The following is a 17,031-nucleotide window of genomic DNA, read 5'->3' on the forward strand; positions in this document are numbered from 1 at the left end:
CTGTTCGCCTTCGGTGAGCGGTGATTTACGGAAGGCCGCGGGGGCGTGCAAGGGCAAAAACGCGTCTCATGCGAAAAAAATCCGGCTTGATCCGGCGGCCTTGCTGGGGTGCCTTGGCGATGACGAATTTGGGGGCGGGAATGCGTGGCAGCGACAGGCTTGATGAGTTCCTGAGGGCCGGTATGGCGGCGGGCCATGCGCCCGAGAGGCTGGCAGCGGTGCTGAAGGATGCCGGCTGGAGCGAACGGCAGATCGCCGCCGCTTTGGCCGAATGGCATCTGGAACAAGGGCTGCCCCCGGTGCCGCGGGCCGGTTCAGAACAGGCGGGGGCAGGACCGGCGCTGCTGCAGGGGCTGGGTTTCCTGGCGCTGGTGGTGATGTGCTGGCAGCTTGTCCAGCTGGGCTTCCAGCTGGCTGAACACCTGACGCCCGGCCCTGTTGATGGCTGGTATCGCGAGACGCAGATGCGCTGGCCGATCGCGGTTCTGGTGGTGGCGACGCCGGTCTTTGCCCTGCTGCACCTGCGGCCGGGCGCGGCCGCATGGCCCCGGCGCTCGCTGGCGGCGGCGTCGGGCTTTCTGGCGGGCTGCGCCCTGCTGGGAAGCGCTGCGGCGGTCGTCCATGCCTTCCTGTCGGGCGATCTGACGGCCCGATTCGCGCTCAAGGCCGCCGTGGTTGTCGTGGTCGCGCTGCTGGTCCTGCTGATCTATCGCCGCGAGCTGGGCGGGGCGGCCGCGGCGCGCGTGGATGCCGCCGGCCCGCGCGGACTGATCGCGCTGTCGCTGGTGCTGATCGCCCTTGGCATCTGGGTGTCGGGCGGGCCCGGCGCCGGACGTGCCGAGCAGCGCGATCAGCAGCGCTGGTCCGATCTGGACGCGATCGCGCTGCAGGCCCAGTGCCTTGCCGGAGAGGGCACCGCCGTTCCGCCCATCGTGGCAAGCGCGGGCTGCCCCGATCTGCCGGTTCTGGCGGACCGGCAGACGGGCGAGCCCTACGAGATCACCGCGCCGCGCGCCGACCTGCTGCGCCTGTGCGCCCGCATGGAGACCGACGTGATGCGCGGCGCCCGTTCCGTCGCGGGACCGGGATGCCTTGACGTCACGCTGCCGCACGGGACGGCGCGCGGTCCGGGCCTGATGCCGCCGGGCGGGGGCATCCTGGCGCCCGGCGCTACTCCGCCGCCCTGACGCGCCCCTGCCGCAGCAGCGGGCCTAGATAGCGACCGGTATGGCTGGCCTCGACCTCGGCAACCTGTTCCGGGGTCCCGGTGGCGACCACGCGGCCGCCGCCATCGCCGCCCTCGGGGCCGATATCGATGATCCAGTCGGCGGTCTTGATGACGTCCAGATTGTGCTCGATGACGATCACCGTGTTGCCCTGATCGACCAGTTCGTGCAGCACCTCGAGCAGCTTGCGGACATCCTCGAAATGCAGGCCCGTGGTCGGCTCGTCCAAGATGTAGAGCGTGCGGCCCGTGGACCTGCGGCTAAGCTCCTTGGACAGCTTCACGCGCTGCGCCTCGCCGCCCGAGAGGGTCGTGGCCTGCTGGCCGACCTTGATGTAGCCGAGGCCCACCTGCATCAGCGCGTCCATCTTCTCGCGGATGGACGGCACGGCGGCGAAGAAGTCCTGCGCGTCCTCGACGGTCATGTCCAGCACGTCGGCGATGGACTTGCCCTTGAACTGCACTTCCAGCGTCTCGCGATTGTAGCGCTTGCCCTTGCAGGTCTCGCATTCAACATAGACGTCGGGCAGAAAGTGCATCTCGATCTTGATGACGCCGTCGCCCTGGCAGGCCTCGCAGCGCCCGCCCTTCACGTTGAAGCTGAAGCGGCCGGGCTTGTAGCCGCGGGCCTTCGACTCGGGCAGGCCGGCGAACCAGTCGCGGATCGGGGTGAAGGCGCCCGTGTAGGTCGCGGGGTTCGAGCGCGGCGTGCGGCCGATGGGGCGCTGGTCGATGTCGATGACCTTGTCCAGATGCTCGAGCCCCTTGATCGTCTCGCAGGGCGCGGGGGTCTGGCGCGCGCCGTTGAGGCGCAGCGACGCGGTCTTGAACAGCGTCTCGATGGTCAGCGTGGACTTGCCGCCGCCCGAGACGCCGCTGACGCAGACGAACTTGCCCAAGGGGAAGTCGGCAGTGACCTCCTTGAGGTTGTTACCGGTCGCCTTGACCACGGTGATCTTCTTGCCGTTGCCCTTGCGCCGCTCGGACGGGACCGCGATCTCGCGCGCGCCGGACAGATACTGTCCGGTCAGGCTGGCGGGATCGGCCGCGATCTGGTCCGGGGTGCCGTGGCTGACGACGGTGCCGCCATGCACGCCCGCGCCGGGGCCCATGTCGAAGACGTAGTCGGCGTGGCGGATCGCGTCCTCGTCATGCTCGACCACCAGCACCGAATTGCCCTGATCGCGCAGGTTCATCAGCGTCGTCAGCAGCCGGTCGTTGTCGCGCTGGTGCAGGCCAATGGACGGCTCATCCAGCACATAAAGAACCCCGGTCAGGCCGCTGCCGATCTGGCTGGCTAGGCGGATCCGCTGGCTTTCGCCGCCCGAAAGCGTCCCGGCCGCGCGCGACAGGGTCAGGTAGTCGAGGCCGACATTCACCAGGAAACCAAGCCGTTCGCGAATTTCCTTGAGGATCGCGGCGGCGATCTCGTTCTTCTGTTTGGACAGGTGGTCGGGGGCAGCACGGATCCAGTCCAGCGCCTCCTTGATCGAAAGCTCGACGACCTGACCGATATGGGCGCCCGCGATCTTCACGGCCAGCGCTTCGGGCTTCAGGCGGTAGCCGTTGCAGGCGCCGCAGGGGCGGTTGTTCTGATAACGCTCGAACTCTTCGCGGACCCACTGGCTGTCGGATTCGCGCAGGCGGCGCTCCATGTTGGGGATCACGCCCTCGAAGACGCGGCTGATCTCGTAGACGCGGCCCGCATCGTCGAAGCGGAACTTGATCTCGTCCTTGCCCGAGCCGCGCAGGAACATCTGCCGCACGCTGTCCGGCAGGTCCTTCCAGGGGGTCTTCTTGTCGAAACCGTAATGCTTGGCCAGAGCGTTCACGGTCTGGGTGAGGTAGGCCGACTTGGACTTGGCCCAGGGGGCGATGGCGCCCTTGTCCACGGACAGGGCCGCGTCGGGCACGATCAGACGCTCGTCGAAGAAGAGCTCGACCCCCAGGCCGTCGCAGACCGGGCAGGCGCCGAAGGGGGCGTTGAACGAAAAGAGGCGCGGCTCGATTTCGGGGATCGTGAAGCCGCTGACGGGGCAGGCGAACTTCTCGGAGAAGGTGATGCGCTGCGGCTCGTCCTCGGCGGTTTCCAGGATCGCGATGCCGTCGGCGAGGTCCAATGCGGTCCTCAGCGAGTCGGCGAGGCGCGTCTCCAGCCCCTCGCGGACCACGATCCGGTCCACCACCACATCGATGTTGTGGCGGAACTTCTTGTCCAGCGTCGGCGGCTCGTCCAGCTCGAAGAACTCGCCGTTAACCTTGACGCGCTGGAAGCCGGACTTGCGCAGCTCGAGGAATTCCTTGCGGTATTCGCCCTTGCGGTCGCGCACGATGGGGGCCAGCAGATAGGCGCGCGTGCCCTCGGGCAGGGCCATCGTGCGGTCCACCATGTCCTGGACCTGCTGCGCCTCGATGGGCAGGCCGGTGGCGGGCGAATAGGGCGTTCCGGCGCGCGCGAAGAGCAGGCGCAGGTAGTCGTAGATCTCGGTGACCGTGCCGACGGTCGAGCGGGGGTTCTTCGAGGTCGTCTTCTGCTCGATGCTGATCGCGGGGCTGAGGCCCGAGATGTGGTCGACGTCGGGCTTGCCCATCATGTCGAGGAACTGGCGCGCATAGGCCGACAGGCTCTCGACGTAGCGGCGCTGGCCCTCGGCATAGATCGTGTCGAAGGCCAGCGAGGACTTGCCGGACCCCGACAGGCCGGTGATCACCACCAGCTTGTCGCGCGGGATGTCCATATCCACGCCCTTGAGGTTATGCTCGCGCGCGCCGCGCACCTCGATGAACTTCTGTTCCATGCCTGTCCCCGGTGATCAGCCGCATCAGATAGGGACGCGCGGGCAAAAAGCAAGTTCCAAATGTGAACGGATAGTGAACAGTCGCGCGCGGTGTGTTCCGTGGGCGCGCGGTCCTAGTCCTTTTGCCTGTCTTGGCGAATTCGGGGCCGCACGCTAACGCAAACACTTGCGCTGCATTGCAGCGCCGATAATGTGCTGCGCGACAAGGAAGGGGGCCGGGCATGTTCAACAAGATCCTGATTGCCAACCGGGGCGAGATCGCAATTCGCGTGATGCGGGCGGCGAACGAGCTGGGCAAGAAGACGGTCGCCGTCTATGCCGAGGAGGACAAGCTGGGCCTGCACCGCTTCAAGGCGGACGAGGCCTATCGCATCGGCGAGGGTTTGGGCCCGGTCGCGGCCTATCTGTCCATCCCCGAGATCATCCGCGTGGCCAAGCTGTCGGGCGCCGACGCGATCCATCCCGGCTATGGCCTTCTGTCCGAGAACCCCGATTTCGTGGATGCCTGCGCCGAGGCCGGCATCACCTTTATCGGCCCGCGCGCCGACACGATGCGGGCGCTCGGCGACAAGGCCAGCGCCCGACGCGTCGCCATCGAGGCGGGCGTGCCCGTCATCCCCGCGACCGAGGTTCTGGGCGAGGATTTTGAGGCGATCAAGCGCGAGGCGGCCGAGATCGGCTATCCGCTGATGCTGAAGGCCAGCTGGGGCGGCGGCGGGCGCGGCATGCGCCCGATCAACGGCCCCGAGGAGCTGGTCGAGAAGGTCCGCGAGGGTCGGCGCGAGGCCGAAGCCGCCTTCGGCAACGGCGAGGGCTATCTGGAGAAGATGATTCTGCGCGCCCGCCATGTCGAGGTGCAGCTGCTGGGCGACACGCATGGCGGGCTTTATCACCTCTATGAACGCGACTGCACCGTGCAGCGCCGCAACCAGAAGGTCGTCGAGCGCGCGCCGGCGCCCTATCTGACCGACGAGCAGCGGGCCGAGGTCTGCGCGCTGGCGCTGAAGATCGGGCAGGCGGTCGGCTATCAGAATGCCGGCACGGTCGAGTTCCTGATGGATATGGACAGCCAGAAGTTCTACTTCATCGAGGTGAACCCCCGCGTGCAGGTCGAGCATACCGTGACCGAAGAGGTCACCGGCATCGACATCGTGCAGTCCCAGATCAAGATCGCCGAGGGCGCAACCCTGGCCGAGGCGACGGGCCATGCGCGGCAGGAGGACATCACCCTGTCCGGCCACGCCCTGCAATGCCGCGTGACGACCGAGGACCCGCAGAACAACTTCATTCCCGATTACGGCCGCATCACCGCCTATCGCTCGGCCACCGGCATGGGGATCCGACTGGACGGCGGCACGGCCTATTCGGGCGGCGTGATCACCCGCTACTATGATTCTCTGCTGGTCAAGGTGACGGCTTGGGCGCAGACGCCCGATCAGGCGATCAAGCGGATGGACCGCGCTTTGCGCGAATTCCGCATCCGGGGCGTCAGCACCAATATCGACTTTGTCATCAACCTGCTGAAACACCCGACCTTTCTGGATGACAGCTACACGACCAAGTTCATCGACACGACCGAAGACCTGTTCGACTTCAAGAAGCGGCAGGACCGGGCGACCAAGATCCTGACCTATCTGGCCGATATCAGCGTCAACGGGCATCCCGAGACCGCAGGCCGGCCGCTGCCGCCTGCTCAGACGGTGGCGCCCCAGCCCCCCGCGCCCAAGGCCGAACCCGCCCCCGGCACGCGCCAGCTGCTGGAGGAGAAGGGCGCGCAGGCCGTGGCCGACTGGATGGCCGCGCAGAAGCAGCTCTTGATCACCGACACGACGATGCGCGACGGGCACCAATCGCTGCTGGCGACGCGCATGCGCTCGATCGATATGATCCGCGTGGCGCCCTCCTATGCCGCGAACCTGCCGCAGCTGTTCAGCGTGGAATGCTGGGGGGGCGCGACCTTCGACGTGGCCTACCGCTTCCTGCAGGAATGCCCCTGGCAGCGGCTGCGCGACATCCGGGCCAAGATGCCGAACCTGATGACGCAGATGCTGCTGCGCGCCTCGAACGGGGTGGGCTACACCAACTATCCCGACAATGTGGTGCAGTTCTTCGTGAAGCAGGCGGCCGAGACGGGCGTGGACGTGTTCCGTGTCTTTGACAGCCTGAACTGGGTCGAGAATATGCGCGTCGCGATGGATGCGGTGGTCGAAAGCGGCAAGATCTGCGAGGGCACCGTCTGCTATACCGGCAACATGCTGGACCCGAACCGGTCCAAGTATGACCTGAAATACTATGTCAGCACCGCGCAGGAACTGAAGGCCGCAGGCGCCCATGTGCTGGGCGTCAAGGACATGGCGGGCCTCTTGAAGCCCGCAGCCGCGCGGATCCTGATCAAGGCGCTCAAGGAAGAGGTCGGCCTGCCGATCCATTTCCACACCCATGACACCAGCGGCATGGGCGGCGCGACGATCCTTGCCGCGGCCGAGGCGGGCGTGGACGCCGTCGATTGCGCGATGGACGCGCTGTCGGGCAATACCAGCCAGCCCACGATGGGCAGCGTGGTCGAGGCGCTGGCCCAGACCGAGCGCGACACGGGCCTCGATATCGGCGCCATCCGTGCGATCAGCAATTACTGGGAACGCGTGCGCGAGGGTTACGCGGCCTTCGAATCGGGCCTGCAATCGCCCGCCTCCGAGGTCTATCTGCACGAGATGCCCGGCGGGCAGTTCACCAACCTCAAGGCGCAGGCGCGTTCGATGGGGCTCGAGGATCGCTGGCACGAGGTCGCGCAGGCCTATGCCGACGTGAACCGCCTGTTCGGCGACATCGTCAAGGTCACGCCCTCGTCCAAGGTGGTGGGCGACATGGCGCTGATGATGGTCGCGCAGAACCTGACGCCCGAGGACGTGGCCGATCCCGCCCGCGAGGTCAGCTTCCCCGATTCGGTCGTGGACATGATGCGCGGCAATCTGGGTCAGCCCCCCGGCGGCTGGCCGCAGGCGATCCAGCGCAAGGTGCTGAAGGGCGAGGCCCCGATCACCGACCGCCCGGGCGCGCATCTGCCGCCCGTCGATCTTGAGGCCGAGCGCGCCAAGCTGTCCCAGATGCTGGACGGCCGCGCCATCGACGACGAGGATCTGAACGGGTACCTGATGTATCCCAAGGTCTTCACCGACTACATGGCCCGCCACGAGATCTACGGCCCGGTCCGCACCCTGCCGACCCGCGCCTTCTTCTACGGGATGGAGCCGGGTCAGGAGATCAGCGTCGAGATCGATCCCGGCAAGACGCTGGAGGTGCGGCTGCTGACCCTTGGCGACACCGACGAAAAGGGCGAGGTCAAGGTCTTCTTCGAGCTGAACGGCCAGCCCCGGCAGGTCCGCGTGCCGAACCGCAAGGCGGGCGGCGGTGCCGCGGCACGACCCAAGGCGGATGCGACGAATCCCGGCCATGTCGGCGCGCCGATGCCGGGCGTCGTGGCCTCGGTCGCGGTGACGGCGGGGCAGGTGGTCAGCCAGGGCGACCTGATGCTGACGATCGAGGCGATGAAGATGGAGACCGGCATCCACGCCGAGCGCGAGGGCACGGTCAAGGCCGTCCACGTCGCCCCCGGCCAGCAGATCGACGCCAAGGATCTTCTGGTCGAGATCGATTGACGGCGGCCGCCCCGGGGCGCGATTGCGACAAGATGTCGGCCCCGACAGGGCGAGGCTGGGCTGGAATGGCGGGGCCCGAGGCCCCATAATCGAGGGCATCGGCCGTGGAAGCGGCGGTGCCCTCCTCGCATTCCAGGCTGTCCGGTTGCCCGGATAATGGTACATTTCGACGCGGAAACAGCCTTTCGCGCCCGTTGACCCGGATGCCTGCCGGGTCTAAACGGCACTCAGCCAACCCGTCGCGGGGAAAGCCAAGATCCCCGCGACCGACAAGGGGATCAAGCCCGTGGAAAATCTTCTGCAGGATTATCTGCCCGTCCTCGTCTTCGCGGGGATGGCTGCTGCGCTCGCGTTGATATTGCTGCTTTCGGCCATCGTGATCGCGGTCCGCAACCCGGACCCCGAGAAGGTCAGTGCCTATGAATGCGGCTTCAACGCCTTTGACGACTCGCGGATGAAGTTCGACGTGCGCTTCTATCTTGTCGCCATCCTGTTCATCATCTTCGATCTGGAAGTCGCCTTCCTGTTCCCCTGGGCCGTCAGCCTGTCGGATATCAGCGATACGGCGTTCTGGTCGATGATGGTGTTCCTGGGCGTGCTGACCGTGGGCTTTGCCTATGAATGGAAGAAAGGGGCCTTGGAATGGGCGTGATGGCTGGGGCGAATACGGCCGGTCCCGACCGCGAGGTCGCGACCGCCGCTCTGAACCGCGAATTGCAGGACAAGGGCTTCCTGCTGACCACGACCGAGGACATCATCAACTGGGCGCGCAACGGCTCGCTGCACTGGATGACCTTCGGGCTGGCCTGCTGCGCGGTCGAGATGATGCACACCTCGATGCCGCGCTACGATCTGGAACGCTTCGGCACGGCGCCGCGCGCCAGTCCGCGTCAATCCGACCTGATGATCGTCGCGGGGACGCTGACGAACAAGATGGCGCCCGCCTTGCGCAAGGTCTATGACCAGATGCCCGAGCCGCGCTATGTCATCAGCATGGGTTCGTGCGCGAATGGCGGCGGCTATTACCATTATAGCTATTCCGTGGTGCGCGGCTGCGACAGGATCGTTCCGGTCGACATCTACGTGCCGGGCTGCCCGCCGACCGCCGAGGCGCTGCTTTACGGCATCCTGCAACTTCAGCGCCGCATCCGGCGCACCGGCACGCTGGTGAGGTAATGATGGCCGTCTATCCCGATCTCGACGCGCTGGACCAACTGGCCGAGCATATCAAGCTGCGCCGCCCCGATCAGGTGATCGATGCGGGCACGGCGCATGGCGAACTGACCGTGACCGCCACCGCGGCGGGCATCCTCGACCTGATCGAGTTCCTGCGCGGCGACAGCGCCTGCCGCTTCTCGACGCTGGTGGACATCACCGCGGTCGATTACCCCGCGCGCCCGCAGCGCTTCGACGTGGTCTATCACCTGCTGTCGATGTATCAGAACCAGCGCATCCGCGTGAAGGTCGCGATCCGCGAGGACGAGATGATGCCCTCGCTGACGGGCATCTTCCCCTCGGCCAACTGGTTCGAGCGCGAGGTGTTCGACATGTTCGGCATCCTCTTCACCGGCCACCCGGACATGCGCCGCATCCTGACGGATTACGGTTTCACCGGCCATCCGCTGCGCAAGGATTTCCCGACGACCGGCTATGTCGAGGTCCGCTATGACGAGACCGAGAAGCGCGTCGTCTACGAACCCGTCAAGCTGGTTCAGGAATACCGCCAATTCGATTTCCTTTCGCCTTGGGAGGGCGCCAATTACGTCCTGCCCGGCGACGAGAAGGGGGCCGCGAAATGATGGACGGCGACATCCGCAAGAACCAGTATGATGACGGCACGTCGGATTTCCTGACCGACGAGCAGCGCATCCGCAACTTCAACGTCAATTTCGGTCCCCAGCACCCCGCCGCGCATGGCGTGCTGCGTCTGGTGCTGGAACTGGACGGCGAGATCGTCGAGCGCGCCGATCCGCATATCGGCCTGCTGCATCGCGGCACCGAAAAGCTGATGGAAAGCCGCACCTACCTGCAGAACCTGCCCTATTTCGACCGGCTGGACTATGTCTCGCCCATGAACCAGGAACATGCCTGGTGTCTGGCGATCGAGCGTCTGACCGGCACGGTGGTTCCGCGCCGCGCCAGCCTGATCCGGGTGCTCTACTCGGAAATCGGGCGCATCCTGAACCACCTGCTGGGACTGACCACGGGCGCGCTGGACGTGGGCGCGCTGACGCCGCCGCTCTGGGGGTTCGAGGCGCGCGAGGATCTGATGATCTTCTACGAGCGCGCCTCGGGTGCGCGGTTGCACGCCGCCTATTTCCGGCCCGGCGGCGTCCACCAGGACCTGCCGCCCGACCTGATCGACGATCTGGAAGCCTGGTGCGAGAAATTCCCCCGGCTGCTGGACGATCTGGACACGCTGCTGACCGAGAACCGCATCTTCAAGCAGCGGCTGGTCGGCATCGGCGTGGTCAGCGAGCAGGATGCGCTGGACTGGGGTTTCTCGGGCGTGATGGTGCGCGGTTCGGGCATGGCCTGGGACCTGCGCCGCGCCCAGCCCTACGAGTGCTACAACGAGTTCGACTTCAAGATCCCGGTCGGCACGAACGGCGATTGCTACGACCGCTTCCTGTGCCGGATGCAGGAGATGCGCGAGTCGGTCTCGATCATGAAGCAGGCCATCGCCAAGCTGCGCGAACCGGCGGGGCAGGGCGACGTGTTGGCGCGCGGCAAGCTGACACCGCCCAAGCGCGGCGACATGAAGCGCGACATGGAAAGCCTGATCCATCACTTCAAGCTCTATACCGAGGGCTTCAAGGTGCCGGCGGGCGAGGTCTATGCCGCGGTCGAGGCGCCCAAGGGCGAATTCGGCGTCTATCTGGTCAGCGACGGGACGAACAAGCCCTATCGCGCCAAGCTGCGGGCGCCGGGCTTCCTGCATCTGCAATCCATGGACTGGATGGCCAAGGGTCATCTGCTGGCCGACGTGCCGGCGCTGATCGCCACCCAGGATATCGTCTTCGGAGAGGTTGACCGCTGATGCTGCGCCGCCTGCACCCCGTCCAGCCGGACAGTTTCGAATTCACCCCCGCGAACCTGGAATGGGCGCGGGCGCAGATGACCAAATACCCGGAAGGCCGCCAGCAATCGGCGATCATCCCGGTCCTGTGGCGCGCACAGGAACAAGAGGGCTGGCTGTCCCGCCCGGCGATCGAATACTGCGCCGACCTGCTGGGCATGCCCTATATCCGGGCGCTCGAAGTAGCCACCTTCTACTTCATGTTCCAGCTGCAACCGGTTGGAACGGTGGCCAATATCCAGATCTGTGGCACCACGACCTGCATGATCTGCGGCGCCGAGGCGCTGATCGAGGTCTGCAAGCGCAAGATCGCGCCGACGCCGCACACGCTGTCGGCCGATGGCAAGTTCAGCTGGGAAGAGGTCGAGTGCCTGGGCGCTTGCGCCAACGCGCCGATGGCCCAGATCGGCAAGGATTATTACGAGGACCTGACGCCCGAGAGCCTCGAGGCGCTGATCGACCGCATGTCGGCGGGCGAGGTTCCGCTGCCGGGTTCGCAGACCGGCCGCTTCGCCTCGGAACCCGCGACGGGGCTGACCAGCCTCAGCGCGGCTGAGGGGGCCGAAGCCGCCAATGCCAGCGTCGCCCTGGCCCGCGAGCTGGGCGAGACCCTCAAGCGGATCGACGGGACCGAGGTGCCGATCCTGACCAAGTGGCTGGAGCGCAAGCGCCCCGAAGCCGCCGCCGATGACCGGCAGGGCGAGAACACCGTGCCCGAGGCCGACCCCAAGCCGTCCGAGGGCAAGCCCGCGGACAAGACCGGCGTGATGGTGCAGGAGGCGCAGGCCGCCTCGGCCGCGCGCCCAGAATCGGCGCGCGAACCGGGCGGTGTCCGCGATGACGAGGCCGACGCGCAACAGGATCAGAAGGACGGGTGATCGGGTCAGGACCCGGTGGCAGGAGAAGGCGATGAACCGCGCAGCGCGCAGCACATGCCGGACGATCGGCGCCCTTGGCGGGGCGCTGGTGGCCCTGTCGCTCGGGCTGTTCGGCTCGGTCGGCTGGCTGGCCGCGCTGCTTCTGGGCGTGATCTTCGGGGTGATGCTGGCGGCGATGCTGATCTGGCTGATCTGCGAGGGCGAGACCGGCATGGACGGCGAGGCCTTTGCCCCCGCGCTCGCCGCCCCCGCGCAACCTTCGGCCCCCGCGGCGCCCGTTCTGGTCCGCCACTCCGCGCCGCAGCCTGAACGGGCCGATGAGGCAGGCGACGACCTGATGCGGATCAAGGGCATCGGACCCAAGGCCCGCGACGGCCTGGTCGCGATGGGCGTGACGCGCTTCGAGCAGATCGCCGCCTGGGACATGGCGCAGATCCGGTCGGCCGCGTCGGTCCTTGGCATCGGTGCCGGTCGCATCCGGCGCGAGGATTGGGTGGGACAGGCGCGCACGCTGGCCGCGCAGCAGGCGGAGGGCACGCAATGACCCCCGAGCAGCGCGATGCGCAGCAGATGCGGCTGGTCGGTATCGTGATCGCGGTCACGATGGTGGCCTGGCTGGGCATGCAGATGCTTGGCCGAGAATTTGACTTGGCGGCGCGATGGGCCTTTCTGGTCGATCTTGCCGCCATCGGCGCTTTTGTCTGGTCGCTACTTGTGACCTGGCGTATCTGGCGGCGCAGGAATGCGTGACGCCCGGATGAGAGGATCGAGGAACGGATGCTGAAGGACCAGGACCGCATTTTCACCAACCTCTACGGGATGGGCGATCGCAGCCTGGCCGGCGCAAGAAAGCGCGGCCATTGGGACGGCACCGCCGAGATCATCTCGCGCGGGCGGGACAAGATCATCGACCAGATGAAGGCCTCGGGTCTGCGCGGCCGTGGCGGGGCGGGCTTTCCGACGGGTCTGAAATGGTCCTTCATGCCCAAGGAATCGGACGGGCGTCCCAGCTATCTGGTCATCAATGCCGACGAATCCGAGCCCGCGACCTGCAAGGACCGCGAGATCATGCGCCACGATCCGCATACCCTGATCGAGGGTGCGCTGATCGCCAGCTTCGCCATGGGCGCGCATGTCAGCTATATCTACCTGCGCGGCGAATACATCCGCGAGCGCGAGGCCCTGCAGGCAGCGATCGACGAATGCTATGATGCGGGCCTTTTGGGCCGCAATGCCTGCGGTTCGGGCTGGGATTTCGACCTCTACCTGCATCACGGCGCGGGGGCCTATATCTGCGGCGAGGAGACGGCGCTGCTGGAAAGCCTCGAGGGCAAGAAGGGCATGCCGCGCATGAAGCCGCCCTTCCCGGCGGGCGCTGGTCTTTATGGCTGCCCGACCACGGTGAACAACGTCGAATCCATCGCGGTGGTGCCGACGATCCTGCGGCGCGGCCCGGAATGGTTCGCCAGCTTCGGCCGCCCGAACAATGCCGGCGTCAAGCTGTTCGGCCTGACCGGCCATCTGAACGCGCCCTGCGTCGTCGAAGAGGCGATGTCGATCCCGCTGCGCGAGCTGATCGAGAAGCACGGCGGCGGCGTGCGCGGCGGCTGGAAGAACCTCAAGGCGGTGATCCCCGGCGGCGCCTCGTGCCCGATCCTGACGGCCGAGCAGTGCGAGAACGCCATCATGGATTACGACGGGATGCGCGAGCTGCGCTCGTCCTTCGGGACCGCCTGCATGATCGTGATGGACCAGTCCACCGACGTCATCAAGGCGGTCTGGCGCCTGTCCAAGTTCTTCAAGCATGAAAGCTGCGGGCAGTGCACGCCCTGCCGCGAGGGCACCGGCTGGATGATGCGCGTGATGGAGCGTCTGGTCACAGGCGAGGCCGAGGTCGAGGAGATCGACATGCTGCTGGACGTGACCAAGCAGGTCGAGGGCCACACGATCTGCGCCTTGGGCGACGCGGCGGCCTGGCCGATCCAGGGCCTGATCCGCAATTTCCGCGGCGAGATCGAGGATCGGCTGAAGGCCAAGAAGACCGGGCGCATGGGCGCGCTGGCGGCCGAATGATCAACAGGGCGGCATATCACGGGGCGCGCACGCGCTCGTGTCGGGCGAAAAGCCGGTCCGGTGCTTATGTGGTGGCTCGTAGCCACCGCAAAGCCCCCCGAAAGGACCGTGCCATGTTTCGCCCGCTGATTGCTGCCGCCCTTCTGGCCGCCACCCCCGCCGCCGCCATGGAGCCCCTGGCCGAGAACGCTTATGTCAACGACCGCCTCGTTCAGGCGCGCGTGGCCGACGTGCTGCGGCGGGGCTGCCCGACGCTGGATGCGCGCATGGTCCGCGCCTTCCGCGAGGCGCGCGCTCTCAAGCGCCATGCGCTGGACCAAGGCTATAGCGAGGCGCAGATCGACGCCTTTCTCGACGATCGGGAACAGCGCCAGCGCATCTATGCAGAGGCCGACCGCTACATGCGCGCCAATGGCGTGGTGAACGGCCAGCCCGACACGTTTTGCCGCCTCGGGCGGGACGAAATCGCACGGCAGACGGTCGCCGGATCGCTGCTGAGTGCCAGGTAAGGATGGAATCATGGCAGAATTGCGGACAATCAGGATCGACGGCAACGATATCGAAGTCGATCCCAACCTGACCCTGATCCAGGCCTGCGAACAGGCCGGGATCGAGATTCCGCGTTTCTGCTATCACGAGCGCCTGTCCATCGCCGGCAATTGCCGCATGTGTCTGGTCGAGGTCGTGGGCGGTCCCCCCAAGCCCGCCGCCAGCTGCGCCATGCAGGTCAAGGACCTGCGCCCCGGCCCCGATGGCGCGCCTTCGGAAATCCGCACCAACAGCCCCATGGTCAAGAAGGCCCGCGAGGGCGTGATGGAGTTCCTGCTGATCAACCACCCGCTGGATTGCCCGATCTGCGACCAGGGCGGCGAGTGTGATCTTCAGGACCAGGCGATGGCCTATGGCGTCGATTTCAGCCGCTACCGCGAGCCGAAGCGCGCCGCCGAGGAACTGAATCTCGGTCCGCTGGTCGAGACGCACATGACGCGCTGCATCAGCTGCACCCGCTGCGTGCGCTTCACGACCGAGGTCGCGGGCATCAGCCAGATGGGCCAGACCGGACGCGGAGAGGACAGCGAGATCACCAGCTACCTGAACCAGACGCTGGCCTCGAACCTTCAGGGCAACATCATCGACCTTTGCCCGGTGGGCGCGCTGGTCTCTAAGCCCTATGCCTTCACCGCCCGCCCGTGGGAGCTGACCAAGACCGAGACCATCGACGTGATGGACGCGCTTGGCAGCAATATCCGGGTCGATACCAAGGGCCGCGAAGTGATGCGGATCCTGCCGCGCAACCATGACGGCGTGAACGAGGAATGGCTGTCGGACAAGTCGCGCTTTGTCTGGGACGGCCTGCGCCGCCAGCGTCTTGACCGCCCCTATATCCGCGAGAACGGCAAGCTGCGCCCGGCCTCGTGGCCCGAGGCCCTGTCGGCGGTGGCTTCCGCGATGCGCGGCCGCAAGGTCGCAGGTCTGGTGGGCGATCTTGCTTCGGTCGAGGCGGCGTTCAGCCTCAAGTCGCTGATCGAGAGCCTGGGCGGCTCGGTCGAATGCCGCACCGATGGCGCGAAACTGCCCGAGGGGAACCGTTCGGGCTATGTCGGCAACGCGCAGATCGCGGATCTGGACGAGGCCGCCTTCGTCACGCTGATCGGCACCAATCCCCGCGACGAGGCGCCGGTGCTGAACGCCCGCATCCGCAAGGCCTGGGCACGCGGCGCGGATATCACGCTGGTCGGCGAGCCGGTGGACCTGACTTATGATTACAGCCATGCCGGCAATGATCGCGCGGCGCTGGCGAAACTGCTGGCTGACGCCAAGCCGCAGGACAAGCCCGGCGTGGTGATCGTGGGGCAGGGTGCCCTGCGCGAGGCTGACGGCGCCGCCGTTCTGGCCCATGCGATGGCCCTGGCCGAAGCCACCGGCGCGCGCCTGATGGTGCTGCATCTGGCCGCGTCGCGGGTGGGTGCCATGGATGTCGGCGCGGTCACGCGGGGCGGCCTGCAGGCCGCGATCGAGGGCGCCGACGTGATCTACAACCTGGGCGCCGACGAGGTCGAGATCGCGGCCGGCCCGACGGTGATCTATCAGGGCAGCCACGGCGATCGCGGCGCGCATCGCGCCGACATCATCCTGCCTGCCGCCTGCTACACCGAGGAAATGGGCCTCTTCGTGAACACCGAGGGCCGTCCGCAGTTGGCCATGCGCGCGAATTTCGCGCCGGGCGAGGCGAAAGAGAATTGGGCGATCCTGCGCGCGCTGTCGGCCGAGCTGGGCCAGACCCTGCCCTGGGACAGCCTGGCGCAGCTTCGCCGCAAACTGGTCGAGGCCGTGCCGCATCTGGCCGAGGTGGATGAGGTCGTCGAAAGCGACTGGCAGCCCGTGGCGATGGCCGATCTGGGCCGGGCGAGCTTCGTCTATCCGGTGCGCGACTTCTACCTGACCAACCCGATTGCGCGCTCGTCGCCGCTGATGGGGGAATTGTCGCGGATGGCGGCGGCGCGCAACGCGCCCGCCCTTGCGGCCGAGTGACGGTCATGGCGCGCCCTGCTCGCCAGATCTGGACGCGCGGCGCCCTTCTTCTGGGGGCGCTGGCCCTTGCCGCCTGCGCCGACAAGACCGGCCATGGCGGGGATGGCAGCGAACGTCCGCGCGCCAAGCCCGCCGAGGTGACGGCGCTTCTGCCGGGCGGGGGCGCGGATGTCGAGCGCCTCAGCCGGGCGCGGATTTCGACCAAATCGGGCGAGATCCTGATTCTCGAACCCGATGGCAGCGTGACCACCATGTCGCTGGACAGCCCCGAGGGCCGCGATGCGTTCATGGTGACGCAGGCCGATCTGGATGCGCTGAACGCGAACCTGGATCTGGACCTGTCGGCGCTGGTCGCGCCCGACATGCCGCGCCGCAAGACCGCGCAGGAAGAGGCGCTGGAGGCCTTTGCCGCCCGCACCCAACCCGCCCTGCCGGTGCTGCGGCCCGAGATCGAGATCAAGGACGAGGACTTCATCGCCGCCCGAGTGGACAGTCTGAACCCCGAGCGCGGCAATGATCTGGTCGAGGTGACCGCCAATCTGCGCGAAGGGGTGGACGCCGATATCGGCTTTGCGTATGCCACCTGCGCATTGGCAGGTTGGGCCGACAGGAACGGGATCGCCTATGGGCGCCATATCCGCACCCTGTCCGCCACGCGGAACGGCAAGCTTCTGGTCGGTTCGGCCTTCACCCTGTCGGGTGACAGACCACTGGGGCTGCGGGTGATGGAAACGAAAGAGACCTTGCGCGAGTGCGAGGCACGCGGCATTCCCGCGGCGTAGGAACAGGG

At 66.8% G+C, this 17,031-nt stretch carries 14 protein-coding genes; 13 read left to right on the plus strand and 1 reads right to left on the minus strand.

Annotated elements, in window-relative coordinates; all coding sequences use genetic code 11:
* Positions 1-119: 119 nt before the first annotated feature.
* Positions 120-1,187, plus strand: a complete 1,068-nt coding sequence (locus tag QAR72_RS04915) for a DUF5671 domain-containing protein (RefSeq protein ID WP_304616251.1) — start codon at positions 120-122, stop codon at positions 1,185-1,187.
* Here QAR72_RS04915 and uvrA read toward each other — a convergent pair.
* On the minus strand, positions 1,171-4,023 hold the full coding sequence (gene uvrA / locus QAR72_RS04920) for an excinuclease ABC subunit UvrA (RefSeq protein WP_304616252.1): 2,853 nt from the start codon (positions 4,021-4,023) through the stop codon (positions 1,171-1,173). The two genes, QAR72_RS04915 and uvrA, sit on opposite strands and share 17 nt — an antisense overlap.
* A gap of 221 nt (positions 4,024-4,244) precedes the next feature.
* Between uvrA and pyc the strand changes: the two genes are divergently transcribed.
* From pyc to QAR72_RS04980, 12 genes are all read left to right on the plus strand, one after another.
* Positions 4,245-7,679, plus strand: coding sequence for a pyruvate carboxylase (gene pyc / locus QAR72_RS04925; RefSeq protein ID WP_304616253.1), 3,435 nt, complete (start codon positions 4,245-4,247; stop codon positions 7,677-7,679).
* Between the two features lie 334 nt (positions 7,680-8,013).
* Positions 8,014-8,331: an NADH-quinone oxidoreductase subunit A gene (locus QAR72_RS04930; protein ID WP_442953554.1), complete on the plus strand. Its 318-nt coding sequence runs from the start codon at positions 8,014-8,016 to the stop codon at positions 8,329-8,331.
* Entirely contained in the window at positions 8,322-8,855 is a 534-nt protein-coding gene (locus tag QAR72_RS04935; protein WP_219830336.1) for a NuoB/complex I 20 kDa subunit family protein, read from the plus strand. Before QAR72_RS04930 ends, QAR72_RS04935 begins: the two co-directional genes overlap by 10 nt.
* Before the next feature lie 2 nt (positions 8,856-8,857).
* Positions 8,858-9,478: an NADH-quinone oxidoreductase subunit C gene (locus QAR72_RS04940; protein ID WP_304616255.1), complete on the plus strand. Its 621-nt coding sequence runs from the start codon at positions 8,858-8,860 to the stop codon at positions 9,476-9,478.
* A complete protein-coding gene (locus QAR72_RS04945) occupies positions 9,475-10,719 on the plus strand; it encodes an NADH-quinone oxidoreductase subunit D (protein WP_304616256.1) in 1,245 nt (414 codons plus the stop codon). Before QAR72_RS04940 ends, QAR72_RS04945 begins: the two co-directional genes overlap by 4 nt.
* Positions 10,719-11,636 (plus strand): NADH-quinone oxidoreductase subunit NuoE, encoded by a 918-nt coding sequence (gene nuoE / locus QAR72_RS04950; protein ID WP_304616257.1) that lies wholly within the window; start codon positions 10,719-10,721, stop codon positions 11,634-11,636. The genes QAR72_RS04945 and nuoE overlap by 1 nt, the downstream gene beginning before the upstream one ends.
* Before the next feature lie 31 nt (positions 11,637-11,667).
* Entirely contained in the window at positions 11,668-12,180 is a 513-nt protein-coding gene (locus tag QAR72_RS04955) for a hypothetical protein (RefSeq protein ID WP_304616258.1), read from the plus strand.
* Positions 12,177-12,386 (plus strand): DUF5337 domain-containing protein, encoded by a 210-nt coding sequence (locus QAR72_RS04960; RefSeq protein ID WP_219830345.1) that lies wholly within the window; start codon positions 12,177-12,179, stop codon positions 12,384-12,386. Before QAR72_RS04955 ends, QAR72_RS04960 begins: the two co-directional genes overlap by 4 nt.
* Before the next feature lie 27 nt (positions 12,387-12,413).
* Positions 12,414-13,709, plus strand: a complete 1,296-nt coding sequence (gene nuoF / locus QAR72_RS04965) for an NADH-quinone oxidoreductase subunit NuoF (RefSeq protein ID WP_304616259.1) — start codon at positions 12,414-12,416, stop codon at positions 13,707-13,709.
* 113 nt (positions 13,710-13,822) lie between these two features.
* Positions 13,823-14,218, plus strand: coding sequence for a DUF5333 domain-containing protein (locus QAR72_RS04970; protein WP_304616260.1), 396 nt, complete (start codon positions 13,823-13,825; stop codon positions 14,216-14,218).
* A 10-nt stretch (positions 14,219-14,228) separates the two neighbouring features.
* Positions 14,229-16,241 carry an NADH-quinone oxidoreductase subunit NuoG gene (gene nuoG / locus QAR72_RS04975; RefSeq protein WP_304616261.1) on the plus strand — a complete coding sequence of 671 codons (2,013 nt, stop codon included), beginning with the start codon at positions 14,229-14,231 and terminating at the stop codon, positions 16,239-16,241.
* Positions 16,242-16,246: 5 nt separating this feature from the next.
* Positions 16,247-17,023 carry a hypothetical protein gene (locus QAR72_RS04980; protein ID WP_304616262.1) on the plus strand — a complete coding sequence of 259 codons (777 nt, stop codon included), beginning with the start codon at positions 16,247-16,249 and terminating at the stop codon, positions 17,021-17,023.
* The last annotated feature ends 8 nt before the right edge of the window (positions 17,024-17,031 follow it).

Origin of the sequence: Paracoccus sp. (in: a-proteobacteria) (assembly GCF_030604785.1) — a bacterium.
In the GTDB taxonomy this organism is placed as follows: domain Bacteria; phylum Pseudomonadota; class Alphaproteobacteria; order Rhodobacterales; family Rhodobacteraceae; genus Paracoccus.

Bases quoted from the DNA above. Each gene is read 5' to 3' on its own strand.
- QAR72_RS04940 (WP_304616255.1), top strand. From the start codon at position 8,858: ATGGCCGTCTATCCCGATCTCGACGCGCTGGACCAACTGGCCGAGCAT.
- uvrA (WP_304616252.1), bottom strand. From the start codon at position 4,023: ATGGAACAGAAGTTCATCGAGGTGCGCGGCGCGCGCGAGCATAACCTC.
- nuoG (WP_304616261.1), top strand. From the start codon at position 14,229: ATGGCAGAATTGCGGACAATCAGGATCGACGGCAACGATATCGAAGTC.
- QAR72_RS04915 (WP_304616251.1), top strand. From the start codon at position 120: ATGACGAATTTGGGGGCGGGAATGCGTGGCAGCGACAGGCTTGATGAG.
- QAR72_RS04955 (WP_304616258.1), top strand. From the start codon at position 11,668: ATGAACCGCGCAGCGCGCAGCACATGCCGGACGATCGGCGCCCTTGGC.
- nuoF (WP_304616259.1), top strand. From the start codon at position 12,414: ATGCTGAAGGACCAGGACCGCATTTTCACCAACCTCTACGGGATGGGC.
- QAR72_RS04945 (WP_304616256.1), top strand. From the start codon at position 9,475: ATGATGGACGGCGACATCCGCAAGAACCAGTATGATGACGGCACGTCG.
- QAR72_RS04935 (WP_219830336.1), top strand. From the start codon at position 8,322: ATGGGCGTGATGGCTGGGGCGAATACGGCCGGTCCCGACCGCGAGGTC.
- pyc (WP_304616253.1), top strand. From the start codon at position 4,245: ATGTTCAACAAGATCCTGATTGCCAACCGGGGCGAGATCGCAATTCGC.
- QAR72_RS04960 (WP_219830345.1), top strand. From the start codon at position 12,177: ATGACCCCCGAGCAGCGCGATGCGCAGCAGATGCGGCTGGTCGGTATC.
- QAR72_RS04980 (WP_304616262.1), top strand. From the start codon at position 16,247: ATGGCGCGCCCTGCTCGCCAGATCTGGACGCGCGGCGCCCTTCTTCTG.
- nuoE (WP_304616257.1), top strand. From the start codon at position 10,719: ATGCTGCGCCGCCTGCACCCCGTCCAGCCGGACAGTTTCGAATTCACC.
- QAR72_RS04930 (WP_442953554.1), top strand. From the start codon at position 8,014: ATGGCTGCTGCGCTCGCGTTGATATTGCTGCTTTCGGCCATCGTGATC.
- QAR72_RS04970 (WP_304616260.1), top strand. From the start codon at position 13,823: ATGTTTCGCCCGCTGATTGCTGCCGCCCTTCTGGCCGCCACCCCCGCC.